This window comes from Kitasatospora purpeofusca (genome assembly GCF_042691725.1).
In the GTDB taxonomy this organism is placed as follows: domain Bacteria; phylum Actinomycetota; class Actinomycetes; order Streptomycetales; family Streptomycetaceae; genus Kitasatospora; species Kitasatospora purpeofusca_B.
This window is the reverse complement of record NZ_CP170483.1, coordinates 250,084-266,925: the sequence shown is the minus strand read 5'-3', so window position 1 is coordinate 266,925 and position 16,842 is coordinate 250,084. Positions and strand designations below refer to the sequence as shown.

The 16,842-nt window shown below is 75.8% G+C and carries 15 protein-coding genes; 8 read left to right on the top strand and 7 right to left on the bottom strand.

Annotated elements, in window-relative coordinates; translation table 11 throughout:
- The first annotated feature begins 70 nt into the window (after positions 1 to 70).
- Positions 71 to 469: a PLDc N-terminal domain-containing protein gene (locus ACFCLZ_RS01195; RefSeq protein ID WP_380282679.1), complete on the top strand. Its 399-nt coding sequence runs from the start codon at positions 71 to 73 to the stop codon at positions 467 to 469.
- A 12-nt stretch (positions 470 to 481) separates the two neighbouring features.
- Here the strand turns inward: ACFCLZ_RS01195 and ACFCLZ_RS01190 are convergent, their stop codons facing one another.
- Positions 482 to 1,900: a hypothetical protein gene (locus tag ACFCLZ_RS01190; protein WP_380282678.1), complete on the bottom strand. Its 1,419-nt coding sequence runs from the start codon at positions 1,898 to 1,900 to the stop codon at positions 482 to 484.
- A 297-nt stretch (positions 1,901 to 2,197) separates the two neighbouring features.
- Here ACFCLZ_RS01190 and ACFCLZ_RS01185 point away from each other — a divergent pair, with 297 nt between their 5' ends.
- From ACFCLZ_RS01185 to ACFCLZ_RS01175, 3 genes are all read left to right on the top strand, one after another.
- Positions 2,198 to 2,668, top strand: a complete 471-nt coding sequence (locus ACFCLZ_RS01185; protein ID WP_380282677.1) for a DUF6325 family protein — start codon at positions 2,198 to 2,200, stop codon at positions 2,666 to 2,668.
- Between the two features lie 36 nt (positions 2,669 to 2,704).
- Positions 2,705 to 3,001, top strand: coding sequence for an SHOCT domain-containing protein (locus ACFCLZ_RS01180; RefSeq protein ID WP_380282676.1), 297 nt, complete (start codon positions 2,705 to 2,707; stop codon positions 2,999 to 3,001).
- Between the two features lie 75 nt (positions 3,002 to 3,076).
- Positions 3,077 to 4,687 (top strand): MFS transporter, encoded by a 1,611-nt coding sequence (locus tag ACFCLZ_RS01175; protein WP_380282675.1) that lies wholly within the window; start codon positions 3,077 to 3,079, stop codon positions 4,685 to 4,687.
- 27 nt (positions 4,688 to 4,714) lie between these two features.
- Here ACFCLZ_RS01175 and ACFCLZ_RS01170 read toward each other — a convergent pair whose 3' ends face one another.
- Together ACFCLZ_RS01170 and ACFCLZ_RS01165 are read right to left on the bottom strand one after the other, a co-directional pair.
- Positions 4,715 to 5,938 carry a benzoate/H(+) symporter BenE family transporter gene (locus ACFCLZ_RS01170; protein ID WP_380282674.1) on the bottom strand — a complete coding sequence of 408 codons (1,224 nt, stop codon included), beginning with the start codon at positions 5,936 to 5,938 and terminating at the stop codon, positions 4,715 to 4,717.
- 48 nt (positions 5,939 to 5,986) lie between these two features.
- Entirely contained in the window at positions 5,987 to 6,805 is an 819-nt protein-coding gene (locus tag ACFCLZ_RS01165) for a methyltransferase domain-containing protein (RefSeq protein WP_380282673.1), read from the bottom strand.
- A gap of 245 nt (positions 6,806 to 7,050) precedes the next feature.
- Between ACFCLZ_RS01165 and ACFCLZ_RS01160 the strand changes: the two genes are divergently transcribed.
- Complete coding sequence (locus ACFCLZ_RS01160; protein WP_380282672.1) at positions 7,051 to 8,043, top strand: polysaccharide deacetylase family protein; 993 nt, start codon at positions 7,051 to 7,053, stop codon at positions 8,041 to 8,043.
- A 92-nt stretch (positions 8,044 to 8,135) separates the two neighbouring features.
- Here ACFCLZ_RS01160 and ACFCLZ_RS01155 read toward each other — a convergent pair whose 3' ends face one another.
- Complete coding sequence (locus ACFCLZ_RS01155; RefSeq protein WP_380282671.1) at positions 8,136 to 8,936, bottom strand: nucleotidyltransferase domain-containing protein; 801 nt, start codon at positions 8,934 to 8,936, stop codon at positions 8,136 to 8,138.
- Positions 8,937 to 9,117: 181 nt separating this feature from the next.
- Between ACFCLZ_RS01155 and ACFCLZ_RS01150 the strand changes: the two genes are divergently transcribed.
- Positions 9,118 to 10,431 (top strand): ALF repeat-containing protein, encoded by a 1,314-nt coding sequence (locus ACFCLZ_RS01150; RefSeq protein ID WP_380282670.1) that lies wholly within the window; start codon positions 9,118 to 9,120, stop codon positions 10,429 to 10,431.
- A 189-nt stretch (positions 10,432 to 10,620) separates the two neighbouring features.
- Positions 10,621 to 11,061: a VOC family protein gene (locus ACFCLZ_RS01145; protein WP_380282669.1), complete on the top strand. Its 441-nt coding sequence runs from the start codon at positions 10,621 to 10,623 to the stop codon at positions 11,059 to 11,061.
- A 34-nt stretch (positions 11,062 to 11,095) separates the two neighbouring features.
- Here the strand turns inward: ACFCLZ_RS01145 and ACFCLZ_RS01140 are convergent, their stop codons facing one another.
- Positions 11,096 to 11,509, bottom strand: a complete 414-nt coding sequence (locus ACFCLZ_RS01140) for a MarR family winged helix-turn-helix transcriptional regulator (RefSeq protein ID WP_380282668.1) — start codon at positions 11,507 to 11,509, stop codon at positions 11,096 to 11,098.
- 53 nt (positions 11,510 to 11,562) lie between these two features.
- On the opposite strand from ACFCLZ_RS01140, the gene ACFCLZ_RS01135 reads away from it, so the two are divergent.
- Positions 11,563 to 12,372, top strand: coding sequence for an SAM-dependent methyltransferase (locus tag ACFCLZ_RS01135; protein WP_380282667.1), 810 nt, complete (start codon positions 11,563 to 11,565; stop codon positions 12,370 to 12,372).
- Between the two features lie 18 nt (positions 12,373 to 12,390).
- Here ACFCLZ_RS01135 and ACFCLZ_RS01130 read toward each other — a convergent pair whose 3' ends face one another.
- Both ACFCLZ_RS01130 and ACFCLZ_RS01125 read right to left on the bottom strand, forming a co-directional pair.
- Positions 12,391 to 13,497, bottom strand: coding sequence for a methyltransferase (locus ACFCLZ_RS01130; RefSeq protein WP_380282666.1), 1,107 nt, complete (start codon positions 13,495 to 13,497; stop codon positions 12,391 to 12,393).
- Between the two features lie 59 nt (positions 13,498 to 13,556).
- The gene (locus ACFCLZ_RS01125) at positions 13,557 to 16,826 is read right to left on the bottom strand and encodes a tetratricopeptide repeat protein (protein ID WP_380282665.1); all 3,270 of its coding nucleotides are present in this window, start codon (positions 16,824 to 16,826) and stop codon (positions 13,557 to 13,559) included.
- Positions 16,827 to 16,842: the final 16 nt, after the last annotated feature.

Here is a 16,842-nt window from a genome sequence, read left to right as displayed (position 1 = left end):
CGTGGGTCGCGAGGGGGGACGGGCGGCGGCGCCGCCCGGCGCGGTTCGACTTCTCCTCCGGAGGCGGGCGATGGACGACTATCCGCTGCTGAACATCTTCCTCACCACCATGTGGATCTTCCTCTGGATCCTCTGGTTCATGCTCCTGTTCCGGGTCTTCGGCGACCTGTTCCGCGACGACGCCGTGAGCGGCTGGGGCAAGGCCGGCTGGTGCGTGCTCCTGATCCTGCTGCCGTTCCTGGGCGTGTTCGTCTACCTGATCGCGCGCGGCAAGGGCATGGGGATGCGCGAGCTGGCGCGGGCGAAGGATGCCGAGGCGGAGTTCCGCACCTATGTGCGGGACGCGGCCGGGGCCGAGGCGAAGCCGGCCGGCGCCGCCGAGCAGCTGGCCCGGCTCGCGGAGCTGCGCCGCGACGACGCCATCACGGAGGAGGAGTACCAGCGCGCCAAGGCGCTCGTCCTGCAGTGACGGAACGGGTGTTCAGCGCTCCGTCACCCCCGCGTCCACCGCGGCCCCGCTCGTGGACGCGGGGGTGACGGGGTGGGCGGGGGCGAGGAACTCGCGGAGGGCGAAGGCGGCCAGGACGACCACGGCGAACCAGAACACCACCATCCCGGTGGGGTGGTCCCAGAGGACGAAGACCACGGCGGCGACGACCAGGATCAGGACGCCCAGCCAGCGCTTCCAGCGCCGGACGAAGTGCTCCACCGGCCCGGCCCGGAAGCCTGCCGAGTCGGCGGAGGAGCGCAGCGCCGCGACCCCGTGCCCGGTCACCGAGCGGACGGTCACGGCGGCGCGCGAGGGGCCGATGAAGAACGCCCCGAGCGCGACGACCACGGCCAGGAAGCCCACCATCCGCACCGCGGTGCGCAGGTAGTCCACGACGGCGTCGTAGACGGCGCCGGCGGCGGCCTGCGAGGCGTCGGCGGGCAGGTGGTCGAGGAAGTAGGACCGGAAGACGGCCAGCGCGACGCCCAGCACCAGCATGGCCACCCCGACGCCGAGGGCGGCGCCGACCAGCGCGCGGCGGCGGTTGAAGGCGGTCAGCACACCGGCCGCGGCGATCAGGACCGTGATGACCGGCAGCCACCAGCCGAGGATCTGCAGCAGCCGGAACCCGCCCTTGATCTTGGCGAGGTCGGGCGAGGAGAACACCACGAACGAGGTGTGCACCTCGGGGATCTTGGCGGCGGGCGCGAAACCGGCGTTGACCAGCTCGGTCTTGACCCGTTCCACCATCGGCCCGATGTCGATCACGACCTCGTCGTTCTTCAGCACGACCGCGCCGCCGCCCTGGCCGGTCAGGGCCTTGACCATGGTGGCGTGCGCGGCCCGGACGGCCTCCTCCCACACGGTGGCGAAGGCGTCGCTGGTGACCACCCGCTCGGCGGCGCCGTGCACGAGGTTCGTCAGCGCCCCCTCCAGGGGACCGGTCAGCCCGCCCAGCAGCTGGGCGAGCCGGGGCGGCACGCCCTGCTCGGCGGCGGCCTGGGAGAGGTCGTTGACCAGGGCCTTGACGTCGATCTGCTCCGTCGCGGCGTCGGTGATCCGGTTGGCGAGGGCGTTCTGCACATCGGGGTTGTGGGCCAGCGGTGCCATCGTGGCGACGAACCGGTCGGTGTCGGTGATCTCGTCGTGGGCCCAGACGGCGACGACGGCCAGCAGCGACAGCACGGAGGCCACGATCACCAGGGCGGTCGCGCCGGTGGTGCGCAGCCGGTGGTGCTGCGGCCGGCGCCGGGCCTCGGCCTCCAGCTGGGCGACCCGGTGGTGGAGCGCCTCCAGTTCGCCGGCCTGCGCGTGGTCGGGCCGAGGACCCTCGGGCCGAGGCCGGCCGGGCTGCTCGGGGCCGGGCTGCTCGGGGTCGGGCTGCGGCGGGCTGGACTCGGCCGGTGGCATGCGGGCGGCTCCTCGCTCTGGGCGGTCCGGGCCTCGCTCTGGGCGGTCCGGGCGGTACGGCGGCACCGAGCGGACGGGCCACCGTGGTCACCAGCCAAGGGCCCGGCCGGGCGGACGGCGAGCAGGGTTGCCCCACTGGGGTGAGCCGCCCCGCCCGGGCGGGGCACCTCACCCCGAACAGGTGAGCCGGAGAGCGGGGGCGGCGGGTTAGCTTCGCCGAGGGTCGGCTTCACGCCAGCGTCCGGGGCCGGCTTCCGGCCGACGCCGTCGGCCGGCCCTCCTCCCTCAGGAGCCGACGTGAGCAGCGAACCCGACACCCGCGGTGAACTCGACGAACTGGGCCCCATCGACTACCTGGTCATCGCGTTCCCCGGAAGCCACCTCACCGGCGAGGGGCTGCCCCTGCTCGTCGACCTGGTCGACCGCGACATCATCCGCATCCTCGACCTGACCTTCGTCCGCAAGGACACCGACGGCACGGTGCGGGGCGCCGAGCTGGCCGACGTGACTGGTGACGGCCGCCTCGACCTGACCGTCTTCGAGGGCGTCGCCTCGGGCGTGCTCGGCGAGTCCGACATCGCCGAGGCCGGCGCACTCCTGGAGCCGGGCGACTCCGCCGCCGTCCTGCTCTACGAGAATCGCTGGGCGGCGCCGCTGGCCACCGCGCTGCGCCGGGAGGACGCCCGCGTCCTCGCCGGCGGGCGCGTCCCGGTCGAGGACCTGCTGGCGGTGCTGGACTCGCTCGACCGGCTCGACGCCGCCGGCTGACCCCGTCCCGATCCCACCCCCACCCAGGAGGAAGCCATGCCCGGACTGCTCCGCGGAGTCGCCCGCACCGCGGTGGTCGCCGGTACGGCCACCGCCGTCTCCAACCGCGTCTCGCGCCGCCAGGCCGGCCGCTGGGCCCAGCAGGACACCCAGCAGGCCGGCTACTATGCCGAGCCCGCCGCGCCCCCGCCCCCGCCTGCGCCGCCCGCGCCCGCCGCAGCGACCATGGAGGAGAAGCTGGACCAGCTCAAGGAGCTGGCGACGCTCAAGGACCAGGGCGTCCTCACCGAGGAGGAGTTCGCCGCCCAGAAGGCCCGGATCCTCGGCGGCTGACCGCGTCCGCGGTGCGCGGCGGACCGGCCGGTGACGCGTGGTGGTGACGCGGGGTGGAGGCGTGGTGGTGACGTGATGAATCGCTGGAAGACCCTGGTCGTGCTGGGGACGGCGCAGTTCCTCATGGTGCTCGACGCCTCGGTGATGAACGTGTCGATCAGCCAGTTGGTCGAGGACTTCGACACCGAGGTCACCGCGATCCAGGCCGTCATCACCCTCTACACCCTGGTCATGGCCGCGTTCATGCTGACCGGCGGCCGGATCGGCGACATGTTCGGGCGCCGCCGGGTCTTCGTGATCGGCCTGGTCGTGTACGGGGTCGGATCGGGGCTGACCGCGGTGGCGCCCACCGTGGCCGTGCTCGCGGTGGGCTGGTCGGTCGTCGAGGGCCTGGGCGCGGCCCTGGTCCTGCCCGCGCTGGCCGCGCTGGTGGCCGGCTCCTACCGCGGGCGCGACCGGGCCGTGGCCTACGGCGTCATCGGCGGACTCGCGGGCGCGGGCATCGCGGTGGGGCCGCTGCTCGGCGGCTGGGTCACCACCTACCTGACCTGGCGGCTGGTGTTCGCCGGCGAGGTGGTCCTGGTCGTCGTGATGCTGCTCCTGATGCGCTGGGTGCCGCCGCAGCCGCCACCGGCCCGGCGGCCCCGGCTCGACGTGGCGGGGGCCGTGCTGTCGGCCTCGGGCCTCGCCCTGATGGTCCTGGCCGTGCTGCAGAGCGGTACCTGGGGCTGGGTCCACCCGCGCAACCCGCCGTTCACCGTCCTCGGGTTCGCCCCGACGCTGTTCGCCGTCGCCCTCGGTGGCGCGCTGACCTACGCGTTCTGCGTCCACGAGCGCCGGCGGGAGCGAAAGGGCCTGGACCCCCTGGTCTCGCTCGACCTGTTCGACAACCGGACGCTGCGCGCGGGGCTGGTGGCCCTCTTCAACCAGAACACCGTCCTGCTGGGCCTGTTCTTCGTCATCCCGCTCTACCTGCAGGTCGTGCACGGCCTGGACGCCTTCGAGACGGGCCTGCGGCTGCTGCCGGTGTCCGTCACCATGCTCGCGGCGTCGATGTCCGGCTCCCTGCTGCTGCGCATCGCCTCGCCCCGCCTGATCGTCCGGACCGGGCTGCTGGTCCTGGTCGCCGCGACCCTGTGGCTGATCGCCGCCATCGGGCCGGAGCTGCGCGGCGCCTCGTTCGCCGGGGCGATGGCCCTGCTCGGCATCGGCATGGGGATGCTCGCCTCCCAGCTGGGCAACACGGTGCAGTCCAGCGTGCGCCAGGAGGAGCGCAGCGAGGCCGGCGGACTGCAGTACACGGCGCAGAACCTCGGCTCCTCGCTCGGGACGGCGCTGATCGGCGCGATCCTGATCGGCGCCCTCGCGACGTCCGTGACCAGCCAGATCGAGAGCGACCCGCGCGTCTCCGCGGCCGTCGCCGAGCAGGCCGGCGTCCACGTGGAGGCGGGCCTGTCCTTCGTGCCCGCCGACCAGGTGGCGGCCGCGCTGGCGGCGCAGCCCGGGGTGCCGCCGCAGGAGGCCGCGGCCGTGGTGGAGAACTATCAGGACGCGCAGATCAACGGGCTCAAGGCCGCGGTCCTCGCCTGCACGGGCATCACGGCCGGCGCCCTCCTGTTCACCCGCCGGCTCCCCTCCCAGCACCCGGCCACCGACCAGGAGGGCGGCTCCGGGGCCGAGGAGTAGCCGGCCGCCGGACCGCCCCGCGCCCGCTCAGCCCCGCCGGGCGTCCAGCGCCAGATGCGTGCCGAGCCCGAACAGCAGGCCCCAGAACGCCGAGCCGATGCCGAACAGGGTCATCCCCGAGGCGCTCGCCAGGAAGGTCACCACAGCCGCGTCCCGCCCGCGCTCCTCGGCGACCGCCGCCGCCAGGCTGCCCTGCAGCGAGGCCAGCAGGGCGACCCCGGCGACCACCGAGACGAGTTCCTTCGGCAGCCCGGTGAACAGGCTCACCAGGACCCCGCCGAAGCCGCCCACCAGCACGTACAGCAGGCCCGAGGACATCCCCGCCACGTACCGGCGGCGCGGGTCCGGGTGGGCCTCCGGGCCCGAGCAGATGGCCGCCGTGATCGCCGCCAGGTTCACCCCGGGCGAGCCGAACGGCGCCACCAGCACCGACACCGCGCCGGTGGTGCCGATCAGCAGCCGGTCGTCCGCCGGATAGCCGAAGGCCCGCAGCACCCCGAGGCCGGGCGCGTTCTGCGAGGCCAGCGTGACGATCGCGAGCGGCAGCGCCAGCCCCACCAGGGCCGCCCAGGAGAACGAGGGCGCCGTCAGCACGGGCACGGTCGGCCCGCCCGTTCCGAGGCGCAGCGGCAGCCCGACCGAGAGGGCCGCCAGCACGCCGCCGGCCAGCAGCGCCACCAGGACGGCGTACCGGGCGGCGAACCGCTTGGCCAGCAGGAAGGCCGCGAAGCTGCCCACCACCAGCAGCGGCGCGCTGTGCACGGCGCCGAAGATCCCGGCGCCGAAGGAGAACAGGATGCCCGCGAGCATCGCGTTCACGATGCCGGCCGGCACGGCGGCGATCAGCCGGCCGAACCAGCCGGTCACCCCGAACAGCGTCACCGCCGCCGCGCTCACCAGGAACGCCCCGACCGCCTCCCGGTAGGGGTAGTCGCCGAGGCTGGCCACCAGCAGCGCGGCCCCCGGGGTCGACCAGGCGGTGACCACCGGGGTCCGCGTCCACCAGCTCAGCGCGAAGCCGCTGACCCCGCTGCCGATCGCCACCGCCCAGATCCAGGACGCCGTGTGCGCCGGGTCCAGCCGCCCCGCCGCGGCCGCCGCGAGCACCACCACCAGCGGGCCCGAGAACGACACCGCGACGCAGACCAGCCCCGCCAGCAGGGCCGGGGCCGACACATCACGCCGCAGCGTCCGGCGTTCCCCGCCCCCGGCCGGAGCCGTCCGCGGTCCGACCGTCAGTTCATCCGTCATCCGGGCAGTATCCCGAAGCCCGCCCGGGGGCGGGGCGGTGGAGTGCCGTCAGCCCGGCCGGTGGGCGGCGACGGCGAACATCGTCACCGACAGGTGGAAGGCGCCCCGCTCGGCGGCGGCCGTCAGCCCGTCGTGGAGGTCGTCGCGCTGCGCCTCGGTGATCAGGCCCCGCGCGACGGCCTCCACGCCGATCCCGCGCACCAGGGGCCAGGTGACGGAGCGCGGGTCGTGCAGCAGGACCTCCGAGGCGACGGCGTCGACGGTCAGCCCGGCGCCGACCAGCCAGCCGGCGAGGCCGCGCCCGGCGTCCGGGGTGGCGGCGGCCTCCTGGACGACCGTCGCCAGCGCGGACCGGATCCCGGGGGAGGCCGGGTGGAGGATGAAGGTGGCCCAGTCGGTGTCCAGCAGGACGGCCCGGCCACCGGGCCGCAGGACCCGGGCCAGCTCCGCGACGGCCCGCGCGGGGTCGGTCAGGTGCTGCAGGACGCGCTCGCAGCGCACGGCGTCCAGGTCCGCGTCCGGCAGCGGCAGCGCGAGGGCGTCGCCGTCCAGGAACCGGGCCCGGCTGCCGGCCTCGGCGGCGCGCCGCTCGGCGAGGGCGCGCAGGCCCGGGTGGGGTTCGAGGCCGATCGCGGTGCCGCCCGGCCCGACCGCCGCGGCGAGCACCTGGGTCTCCGAGCCGGTGCCGCAGCCGACGTCCAGCGCCCGCTCGCCGACGGCCGCGGCCAGCCGCCCGTGCGCCCACGCGCGCAGCCGCTGTACGCCCGGGTTGGCGGCCTGCGCGTCCAGTGCGGCGACCAGCCGGCCGGTGACCGCGGGATCGGCGTTGGCGGCGTGGAAGGCCGAGGTCGGGCGCGGATCGGTCATGGCGCCCACTATAGGGACGCCGCCCGGTTCCGCCCGGGCGCCGCCGCCCGCGCGTGCCGCGTCCCGTCGCCCCGTCAATCCCGGTTCCCCGAACCGTTCTTGTTGTTCCGACCATTCCGCTCCGCCCTATCGTCCTGGGGGCCGGTCGTCCGTATGATCTGGGCTGCCCGGCGTCGGGGACGCCTGTGGGGGCGGGCCGTGGGGGAGCGTTCCGAGGGAGGGGCAGCACGGTGCGGTTCGCGGGTGTGGGTGTGACGCGTGAGGGCTACCGGATCGTCGGGCCGGACGCGGTCGAGGTGCTCGAACACTGCGGCGTGGAACGGCCGGTGGCGCGGCTGGTCGAACTGGCGGCCCGGACGCCCGACGGCCTCACCGTGGTCGTCGACAGCGCCAACGGCGTCCTGGACGGGCCCCTCGGGGCCGCCGGGATCCCGGTGCTCCGCGCCGACCCGCCGGTCCCGGTGGACGGCGGCGCCCCGGCGGAGGTCCTCGCGGAGCTCGGCCGCTCCCGCCCCGGCGCCCTGACGGCGCTGCCCGCCGGGGGGTGGACGATGAGCGGGCGCGAGGAGGAGATCGCGGCGGCGGACCGGGCGAGTGCCCCGGTGGAGCGTCGACTCGTGCGCGAGGGAAGGATGCTGGCGGGCGGCGCCGGCGCCGGGCCGCTGGTGGCGCTGACCTTCGACGACGGCCCGGACCCGGAGTTCACGCCGCGGGTGCTGGACGTGCTGCACCGCCACGACGCCCCGGCGGCGTTCTTCTGCATCGGCCTGAACGCCCTGGCCCACCCGGGCGTGGTGCGCCGGATCGCCGACGCGGGCCAGACCCTCGGCAACCACACCTGGTCCCACGCCTACCTGCCGGACCTGGGCCCGGTCGGACTCGCCCGCCAGCTCGACCGCACCCGCGACGTGCTCGCCGACGCCTGCGGCGACGACCGCCCGATCCGCTGGCTGCGGCCCCCGTACGGCGGGCGCAGCCCCGAACTCCTCCGCGCCGTCGACGCCTTGGGGCTCACCACGGCGCTCTGGGACGTCGACGCCAAGGACTGGTCGCGGCCCGGCCCCGACGTCATCGCCGAGCGCGTCCTGGGCCAGGTCCGCCCCGGCTCGGTGATCCTCATGCACGATGCCGGCGGCGACCGCTCCCAGACCGTGGCCGCCCTGCCCGCCGTCATCACCGGCCTGCGCGCCCGCGGCTACCGGATCGTGGGCCTCGACGCCCTCCTGGCCGTCACCTGAGCGTCGCCGGGTGTACGACGAGGGCGACGTCCTGCGGGCCCAGGAGTTCTGCACCCGCAGCGGCTGTACGCGGCAAGTCTGAGCCGACCGCCTCAGCCGCCGGCCGCCGCGGCGGCCTCCTCGACCCGCTCGCCCGCCCAGGCCAGGAACGCGCGTACCTCGGCGGCGGGCAGCGCCTCCGCCGCCGGGCGCGGCCGCTCGAAGCTGCGCACCGCGGCTTCCAGCAGCGGCCGGAAGCCGGGCTCGGCGGCGGCGGTCTCACCGGCCGCCGCCCGCTTGGGCCGCCACCGGCCGGTACGGCAGAAGACCACCGCCCGGCAGCCGTTGAGCACCCGGTTGTCCGCCAGGTGGCCCGCCCCGTCGGCGTGCTCGCGCACGGCGGCGCGCAGCGCGGCGAACAGCCCGGCGGGCGCGGGCTCCGCGATCACCTGCCGCGCCGGTGCGCCCCACAGGGTGATCCCGGCCCGGTGGGCGATCGAGCGGTCGATGACGAACCAGAAGGCCGCCGCCCCGGTGGCGTCCCGGTCCGCCCGCTCCGCCAGCAGCGGGCCGGTGTTGAGGTTCAACAGGAACCCCGGCCGGTCCGAGGGCCGCCCGGCGGCGTCCGCGCCGTACACCACCAGCTCCAGCCCGGCCGCCGGACACGGCAGCCGGGGGTGGGCGAGCTCCCGGGCCAGCTCCGTCAGCGCCGGCCCCGGCAGGTCCGGCTCGACGACCACCACCACGTCCACGTCGCTGCGGCCGTGCCGGTAGTCCCCGAGCGCCACCGACCCGACGGCCACCACGCTCACCGCCCGCGCCCCGCACACCGCCCGCACCCGGCGGACGAGCTCCTCCAGGTACCCGCGCAGCTCGGCGGGAACCGGCCGCCGCCCCTTGCCACCGTCGCTCACGGGTCCAGTCTGCCCGCCTCGTTCGGACATCGACGGCATGGCGGCTGCTACCGGTCCGAACAGGGGTAAAAGCGCCACGGCGGGCACTACCGGACTGATCATCAAACCGGTATGACGAGCAGTAAGGAGGCTCTATGATTCGTGCGTTCACAGACTCTTCGTACAGAGCAGGTTCTGCCGGATGAAGCTCCCCCGGGTGTCCGCCGTCGTCGCGGCCGCGGTCCTCGCCCCCGCTGTTCTCTTCCCGTCGGTGGCCGCCGCCGCGGACGCTCCCCAGCCCACCAATCTCTCCGGGCCCGACACCGCCTCCAAGGGCGACCCGACCCAGGAGGAGCTCGACCGCGCCGAGATCGAGAAGATCCTCGCGGACAAGGAGAGCGGCGTGTCCGTGCGGGAGGCCGCCGAGCAGGCCCTCGCCGGAACGGCCGCCGACCTGCGGCGGTTCCTGGAGACCGGTCTCCAGGACGCCCGGGTGATCGACGACCGCGTCAGGGCCAGCCAGATCCTCGCCGTCGGCGGTCCGGCCGTGAAGAAGGCCGCCAAGGCCGCCCTGCGCGGCACCTACGCGGACCTCGTCGCGTTCCTCAAGGAGGGCCGGTACGAGGCCCAGGCGGCGGACGACCGCCTCGAGCTCACCCAGCTCCTCGACCGGCCGTCGACCGGCCGGGGTGTGCGGGAGGCCGGCGAGAAGGCCTTGAGGGTCAACACGCCCGCCGCGCTGCGGCACTTCTTCGAGGTCGAGCTCCCCAAGCAGCAGGCCGACGACGACCGCGTCGAGGTCACCCGGATGCTCGGCACGGGCGGTCCGGCCCTGGAGAAGGCCGCGTCCGCCGCGCTCTCCGGCACCTACGCGGACATCGTGAAGTTCCTGAAGGAGGGCCAGTACACGGCCCGCGCCGAGGACGACCGCGCCGAGATCGGGCGGATCGTCGCCGACCCGCAGACCGGTCCGCACACCCGCAAGGCCGCCCAGAAGGCGCTCGAGGGCGACGCCGCCGGCCTGCGCCGCTTCCTGGAGTCCGAGCTGGCGGCGGTGCGGATGAGCGACAGCCGGGTGAAGGTGTCGCAGATCGCCGAGAGCGGCGGACCGGCCGTCCGGAAGGCCGCGCTCGCCGCCCTGGAGGGCACCGACCAGGCCGTCCTGGCCTTCCTCGACCACGGCTGGGCCGCGGCCCGCGCCGAGGACGAGGCCGCCCCGAAGCCCACCACTCAGCCCACCACTCAGCCCACCGCGCAGCCGTCGGGCACCCCGGCGCCCCAGGCCACCGCGACCACCCCGGCCGTCCGGGCCGTCCAGGTCGTCCAGGCCGAGGCCCGCACCACGACCGGCACCGGCACCGGCACGACGCACGCCGACACCGGCGCCCGCTCCGGCCAGCTCGCCGCCACCGGCGCCGAGGGCCTCGGCTGGGAGGCCGTCGCCGCCGCCGCGGCCGTCGCCGCCGGCGCGGGTCTCGTGGTGGTCTCCCGCCGCCGTCGCCCCACCGAGGGCTGACGCACCCGCACACCCGCGCACGCCCGTCACCCGGTTGCCTCCCGGCAGCCGGGTGACACGTGTGCGCGGGACCCCGCCGGGCGTCGGTGCTCCCGGACGGGACGGCGGAGGATGTCGGGAACGGTCCGGCGGCTCCGTCCCCGGGGTGCGGACCCGCCCCCGTGACCGACCGCACCGAGGAGACCCGTCATGACGATCCGCCGGCTGGACAACGTGCTCGTCGTCGTCGAGGACCTGGACGCCGCCGTCGCGTTCTTCACCGAACTCGGCCTGGAGCTGGAGGGCCGCTCGCCGATCGAAGGGCGCTGGGTGGAGCGGATCACCGGACTCGAGGACGTCCGGCAGGAGATCGCCATGCTGCGCACCCCGGACGGCCACGGCCGGATCGAGCTGGCGATGTTCCACACGCCGAAGGCGGTCAGCCCCGAGCCGAGGCCGGCGCCGACGAACACGCTGGGCATCCGCCGGATCATGTTCGCGGTCGACGACCTCGACGGGGTCGTCGCCCGGCTGCGCCCCCACGGGGCCGAACTCGTCGGCGAGGTAGTGCGGTTCGAGAACAGCTACCGGCTCTGCTACGTCCGCGGCCCCGAGGGCGTCATCGTCGGACTGGCGGAGGAGATCGGCTGAACCGGCCCGCCGGCGGCGGCCCGCGCGCCGCCCGTCAGGGCAGCAGGAGGACGGCGAGTTCGTCGAGCAGCTCGGTGACGCGGCGGGCCCGTTCCGGGTCCGGGACGGCCTTGGCGATGACCGGCCCGGCGGGCCGGGCGACGTGCTCGCGGATGGCGCGCCGGGCGACCTCGGAGGCGCTCAGCAGGGTGCGCCGGCCGTCCTGCGGGTCGGCGGCGGCGTCGAGCAGGCCGCGTTCGCGCAACCGGGCGATGGAGACGGAGACGTGGCTCTGCGCGAAGCCGGTCCGGACCTGGATCTCCCGGGCGGAGGTCGCGGGATGGCGGTACACGTCGGCGATCACGGCGATCTCGCCGGGGGTGAGGTGCGCCGAGGCCGGGTCGATGATCATCTCGCGGCCGAGTTCGGTCAACCGCTTGCCGAGTCTGAGGAGTCGCACACCGTCCATGCCGAAATAATACATCTTCACAGATGCATCGGTGGCGATGTAGATTCCCGGCCATGACGACCGCCGAACCGCTCAGCCCGGTGTCCCGCACCGCCCTGTCCGTCGCCCTGGTGCGGGCCTACGAGAGCTCCCGCCCCGACCCGCTCTTCGTCGACCCCTACGCCGCCGCGTTCGCCGCCGCCGCCGGCGTGCCGCTGCCCTCGGCCGGCCCGGACAGCGGCCTGGCCATGGCCCTGGTCGCGCAGGGCATCCTGCGCACCCGCTTCTACGACGACCGCCTGCTCGCCGCCGGCGCCGACCAGGTCGTGCTGCTCGCGGCGGGCCTGGACACCCGGGCCCACCGGCTGGACTGGCCGGCCGGCACCCGGGTGTTCGAACTGGACCTGGGCCCGGTGCTGGCCTTCAAGGAGCAGGTCCTGGACGGCCTGGGCGCCGAGCCGAGGAGCCGACGCACCGTCCTGCCCGCCGACCTGCTGGAGCCGCACTGGCCCGACCGCCTGGTCGAGGCCGGGTTCGACCCGGCGCGCCCCTCGGCCTGGCTGGCCGAGGGGCTGCTGGTCTATCTCGGGCCCGAGGAGGCCGCCGCCCTGCTCACCGCGGTCGCCGCCCTGGCCGCGCCCGGCAGCCGCCTGCTGCTGGAGCAGGGCCGGGACGTCAGCGCCACGCCGCACGACCCGGCGCTCGCCCACGTCACCGGCCTGTGGCGCGGCGGCCTCGGCCCCGGCACCGGCGAGTGGCTCGACCGGCACGGCTGGACCACCGACCGCGTCCTTCTGGACGCGCTCGCACAGCGGTACGGCCGCACGCTGCCGGGCCCCTCCACGGCGGGCTTCCTCGAAGCGGTCCGGCACCCGCGGGGCTGAGCCCCGGCGCCGCCCCGCTCAGGCCGCGACCGCCTCGACCACCGACAGGACGGCCGGCGCCGGGATCACCCGGGACAGCCGCAGGCCGGCCCGCGCGAGGAGCTCCGCGAAGTCGGCCTCGGTGCGCTCGCGGCCGGTCAGCGACGCCATCATCATCAGGTCCAGGTCCTTGGACTGGTGGGGCGCGTTGCCCGGGGGGACCAGGGCGTCCAGCACCAGCACCCGGCCGCCCGGGCGCAGCGCCCGGGCACAGTGGCCGAGCAGGGTCACGCACGCCTCGTCGTCCCAGTCGTGCGTGATCCGCTTGAGCATCAGGACGTCGCCGGCGGGGACGGCGGTGAAGAAGTCGCCCTCCCGCGCCGTCCAGCGCCCCGCGATCTCCGGGTGCGTGCCCAGCCGGTTCCCGGCGAGGACGTGGGACCGGTCGTACAGGACGCCCTCCAGGCCCGGGTTGCGGCGCAGCACCTCCAGCAGCAGACCGCCGTGGCCGCCGCCGATGTCCACCACCGTGCCGCCCGGCGGGAAGTCGTAGGCGGCCGCGACGGGCGCGTTCTCCTGGTCGGACATCGCCGCCATGCCCACGTGGAACACGGCGGCGGTCCGCTCGTCCTTGGCGAAGTGGTCGAAGAACGGCATCCCGAAGATCTTCTCGAACGCCGTGCCGCCCTCGGTCAGACAGTGCGTCAGCTCCCCGGCCGGCCGCCACATGGTGCGGTCGGTGAGCATCTGGACGGCCGTGCGCACCGAGTACGGGACGTCGCCGCGCAGCGCCTGCCCGGCCTCGGTGAGCGTGAAGCGGCCCTGCTCGTCCTCCGCCACCACACCCCGGGTGGCGAGCAGCCGCAGCACCCGGTACAGGTTGCGGGCGTCGGTACCGGTCGCGGCGGCGAGTTCGGCGGGCGTGGCCGGGCCGTTCGCCAGCCGGTCGGCCACGCCGACGTCGGCGGCGGCCCGCAGGGCGGCGGGGAAGAGGAAGCCGAGGGCCTCGTCGACGAGGAAGGCCGCGGAGCGCCGCAGCGCGTCCTCCCCGGTGCCCGCCCCGGTCCCCGCTGTCCGCGCGCTCTCGTCCTGGTGCATCCCGTCCTCCTCCTCGCGGCCGTCACGTCCGCCCGGGACACTGCCCATCGGCGCCCGCCCCGAAGCCCGCCGCACCGCGATCCCGCCCCTTCGGTCGGATCCGCCGCTCAGGCGTCCAGCCGCGCCGCCACCGCCGTCAGGCGTTCGCGCGACGCCCGGGTCTGCGGGTGCTCGGCACCGCTGCGCCGCTCCTGCGCCGGCACCGTCGCGCGCAGCAGCTCGGCCGCCTCCCGCAGGAACGGGCCGCCGAGCGAGGTGAGGACGTGTGCGAGCCGGGAGGCGGCGTCCAGGGTGTCGGGGTGGTCGTCGCCGAGCGCCCGGCCGCGGCCGGCCACCACCGAGCGGAGCAGCCGCGCGCCTTCCCCGGCCGCCCCGTCCAGGGCGCTCCACCAGCCCAGCGCGAGCCGGGCGGTGAGCAGATCGGGGTGGTCGCGCTCGCCGTGGCGCTCCAGCTGGGCGTCGTGGACGCCCGCCAGCTCCGTCCGGGCGCGCGCGGCGTCGCCCAGTTCGCCGTGCAGCCAGGCCAGGCACTGCCGCGAGGTGAGCACCGCCGGGTGGTCGGGGCCGACCACCCGCAGCTGGACGCGCGCCAGTTCGTCGAGCAGCGCCAGCGCCTCGGTCCGCCGCCCGACCTCGCCGGTCAGCCGGGCGATGTACTGGCGCACCAGCAGTGTGTCGGGATGCTCGGGCCCCTTGTGCCGCACGACCTGCGGCAGCAGCCGCCGGTAGGCCTCCAGGGCGTCCTCGTACCGGCCGGCCTCGAAGGTGAACTTGCAGATGTTCATCCGGCTGTACACCACCTGCTCGTGGTCCTCGCCGAAGACCTCGATCCGGTCGCGCAGCAGCACCCGGTGACGCTCCAGGGCCTCGTGCGGGCGGCCCAGCCGGCCGTACCAGTAGGCGATGTAGTGGCGGGTCTCCAGGACGTCCTGGTGGTGCGGGTCCAGGCCGCGCAGCTGGTCGGCGAGGAGGTCCTCGTGCATCCGCAGGCTCTCGGCCATCGCGCCGCCGCGCCCGGTCCAGTAGGCGAGGTGGTGGCGGGTCTCCAGGGTGCGGCGGTCGTCCGGGCCGAACACCCTGGTCTGGTCGGCGAGCAGGGCACGGTGCAGGGCGACGGCCTGCGGGAAGCGCGCGGCCCTCCCCGTGGCGTAGGCGATCCGGTGGCGGCTCTCCAGGACCTCCTCGTGGTCGGGGCCCAGGACCTGGACCTGCAGCGGCAGCAGGTCCTCGTACAGCTCGCGGGAGCGGGCGTACAGGCCGGCCCGCCCGGCCCAGTAGGCGGCGGCCCCGCGGGCCCGCAGGGTGACGGGGGAGTGCGGTCCCGGCCGGCCGGGTTCGGACAGGCGGTCGCACCAGGCCAGCCAGCGTTCGGAGTTGACGGTCGCGTCGGGGGAGCGGCGCAGGGTGAGGCTGTCCAGGACCCGCTCGTACTCGCCGAGTTCCCAGTAGTGCCGGGGCTCGGCGTCCTCCGCGTAGCCGTGCAGCGGGTCGGTGGCGTCGTGGTGTTCCATGGGAGCCATGGTGGCGATCGCGCGCACCAGGGCGCGGTGGCCGCGCACCGGGCGCAGGTCCGGCTCGTGCCGTGCCAGGTGGTCGAGCAGCGACTGGTGGTGGATGCCCACGTACTCGCCCACCTGCGGGTCGGCGACCCGGTCCAGCAGCCCCGGCAGCAGCACCAGCAGCGTGTCCAGCCCGTCCCCGCCCTCCGTCGCTTCCTCCAGCAGCGGACGCGGCAGCCGGGGCCCCTGCCCGGCGGCGCACAGCACCTCCAGCAGCCCGTCCACGACGGCGGGATCCCCGCCCGGACCGTGCCGCCGGGCCCGGTCGAGGTCGGCGTCGTACAGGGCGTGCGTGGTCGGCGCCTGCTGCGCGCTCGGCCCGGACTCGGCCAGCAGCGCCGCCAACTGCCAGTTCCCGCCCGCCTGGTGACGGATCCGGCGGCGCTCCGCCGGCTGCCACTGCGAGTGCGCCTGGACGAAGGCCTCGACCTGCGCGTCCGAGGCGGCCGGCATCTCCACCGGATGCCACACCCCGGGCAGCGGCAGACCGGTGCGCGCGGTGGTGACCACCCCGAACCACGGCGGCGACTCGGCGACCAGCACCCCCAGGCTCTCCAGCAGACGCGGCGCCGCGCCCGGCCCGAGCTGGTCCAGGGCGTCCACCACCACCCGCACCGGCCCGCGCGGGGCCATCCGCGCCAGCGGCTCGGTCACCAGCCGCCGCACGCCCGGCAAGGCGTTGCGCTCCAGCTCCGGCACCTCCCGCTCGAAGGCCTCCACCGCGGCGGCGAAGCCCGGCAGGTAGGCGCCCAGCTGCCGGTGCAGCTCCGCCGTGACCCGCTGCTCCAGCGAGGTCTCCGACAGCTGCACCAGGCCGGCCACCGCGAACCGCCCGCCCGCCGCCAGCAGTTCGGGCCGGCACAGGGCCGCCGCCAGGACGCTCTTGCCCTGCCCGCTGTGCCCCACCAGCACCGCCGCGCGCCGGTCGGCCAGCGCCCCGACGGTGTGCTCCAGCGCCGCCGAGGACTGGAACAGCCGCAGGTGGGCCAGCTGTGCCCGGCCGTCGGGGGAGGCCGCCAGTAGGCTGAACGGGCGCAGGTGCGCGGCGTTGCGCGCCACCCAGGTGGCCGCGCGCGGACCCACCGGCCGGCTCGCCGCCCCGCCGTGCCCGGCGCTCTGCGGCTGCTGCCCGGACAGCTCCAGGCCCAGCACCCAGCGCAGCCCGTCCGCGTCCAGCAGCCGCCCCAGCCTTGCGTGACCGCCCGTCAGCACCCGGTTCAGGCCGCGGACGAACGCCAGACCGTACGCCCGCTGGTCGATGCCCGCCGACGTCAGCACGGCGACCTCCCGCCCCCGCTCCACGGACGCCGGCAGCCACGCGTGCAGCCCGGCCACCGCCGCCGTCCCCGAGTCGCAGGCGTCGATGACCGCCACCAGGCCCAGCACGTCGGCGTACCGCTCCAGTCCCTCCCGCAGCCCGGCCGGCACCGCGTACGCGGTGGCGGGATCCGGCCGCGCGGGGCTGCCGAGCACCGGGAACAGGAAGTCGTCCGCCCGCACCGGCAGGCCGTGGCCCACGAACGCCAGCACCAGCGTGCCGGGCCCGTCCTCGCCGTCCTCCTCGCCGTCCTCCGGGCCGTTCTCCTCCGGCTCCCCGTCCCCGCCCGCCCGGGCGAACGCGGCGCCCACCGCGGCGGCCACCTGCCCGGCCGTCCCGGGATCGAGCAGCAGCCCGTCCCCGTGGGCCGGCCGGCAGCCGCCCAGGTCGGGGTCCAGCAGGACGTCGCGCAGCGCGCCGGCCTGCGCGGCCAGCTGCTCCAGCTCCGCGCCGCCGGCCGGCCACTGCGAAGCGATCACCAAGGCGTACCGGGTCGTCACCGCACCACTTCTACAA

Coding starts and splice junctions, on each gene's coding strand:
- ACFCLZ_RS01195 (WP_380282679.1), top strand. CDS start 71: ATGGACGACTATCCGCTGCTGAACATCTTCCTCACCACCATGTGGATC.
- ACFCLZ_RS01190 (WP_380282678.1), bottom strand. CDS start 1,900: ATGCCACCGGCCGAGTCCAGCCCGCCGCAGCCCGACCCCGAGCAGCCC.
- ACFCLZ_RS01180 (WP_380282676.1), top strand. CDS start 2,705: ATGCCCGGACTGCTCCGCGGAGTCGCCCGCACCGCGGTGGTCGCCGGT.
- ACFCLZ_RS01175 (WP_380282675.1), top strand. CDS start 3,077: ATGAATCGCTGGAAGACCCTGGTCGTGCTGGGGACGGCGCAGTTCCTC.
- ACFCLZ_RS01170 (WP_380282674.1), bottom strand. CDS start 5,938: ATGACGGATGAACTGACGGTCGGACCGCGGACGGCTCCGGCCGGGGGC.
- ACFCLZ_RS01165 (WP_380282673.1), bottom strand. CDS start 6,805: ATGACCGATCCGCGCCCGACCTCGGCCTTCCACGCCGCCAACGCCGAT.
- ACFCLZ_RS01150 (WP_380282670.1), top strand. CDS start 9,118: ATGAAGCTCCCCCGGGTGTCCGCCGTCGTCGCGGCCGCGGTCCTCGCC.
- ACFCLZ_RS01145 (WP_380282669.1), top strand. CDS start 10,621: ATGACGATCCGCCGGCTGGACAACGTGCTCGTCGTCGTCGAGGACCTG.
- ACFCLZ_RS01140 (WP_380282668.1), bottom strand. CDS start 11,509: ATGGACGGTGTGCGACTCCTCAGACTCGGCAAGCGGTTGACCGAACTC.
- ACFCLZ_RS01135 (WP_380282667.1), top strand. CDS start 11,563: ATGACGACCGCCGAACCGCTCAGCCCGGTGTCCCGCACCGCCCTGTCC.
- ACFCLZ_RS01130 (WP_380282666.1), bottom strand. CDS start 13,497: ATGGGCAGTGTCCCGGGCGGACGTGACGGCCGCGAGGAGGAGGACGGG.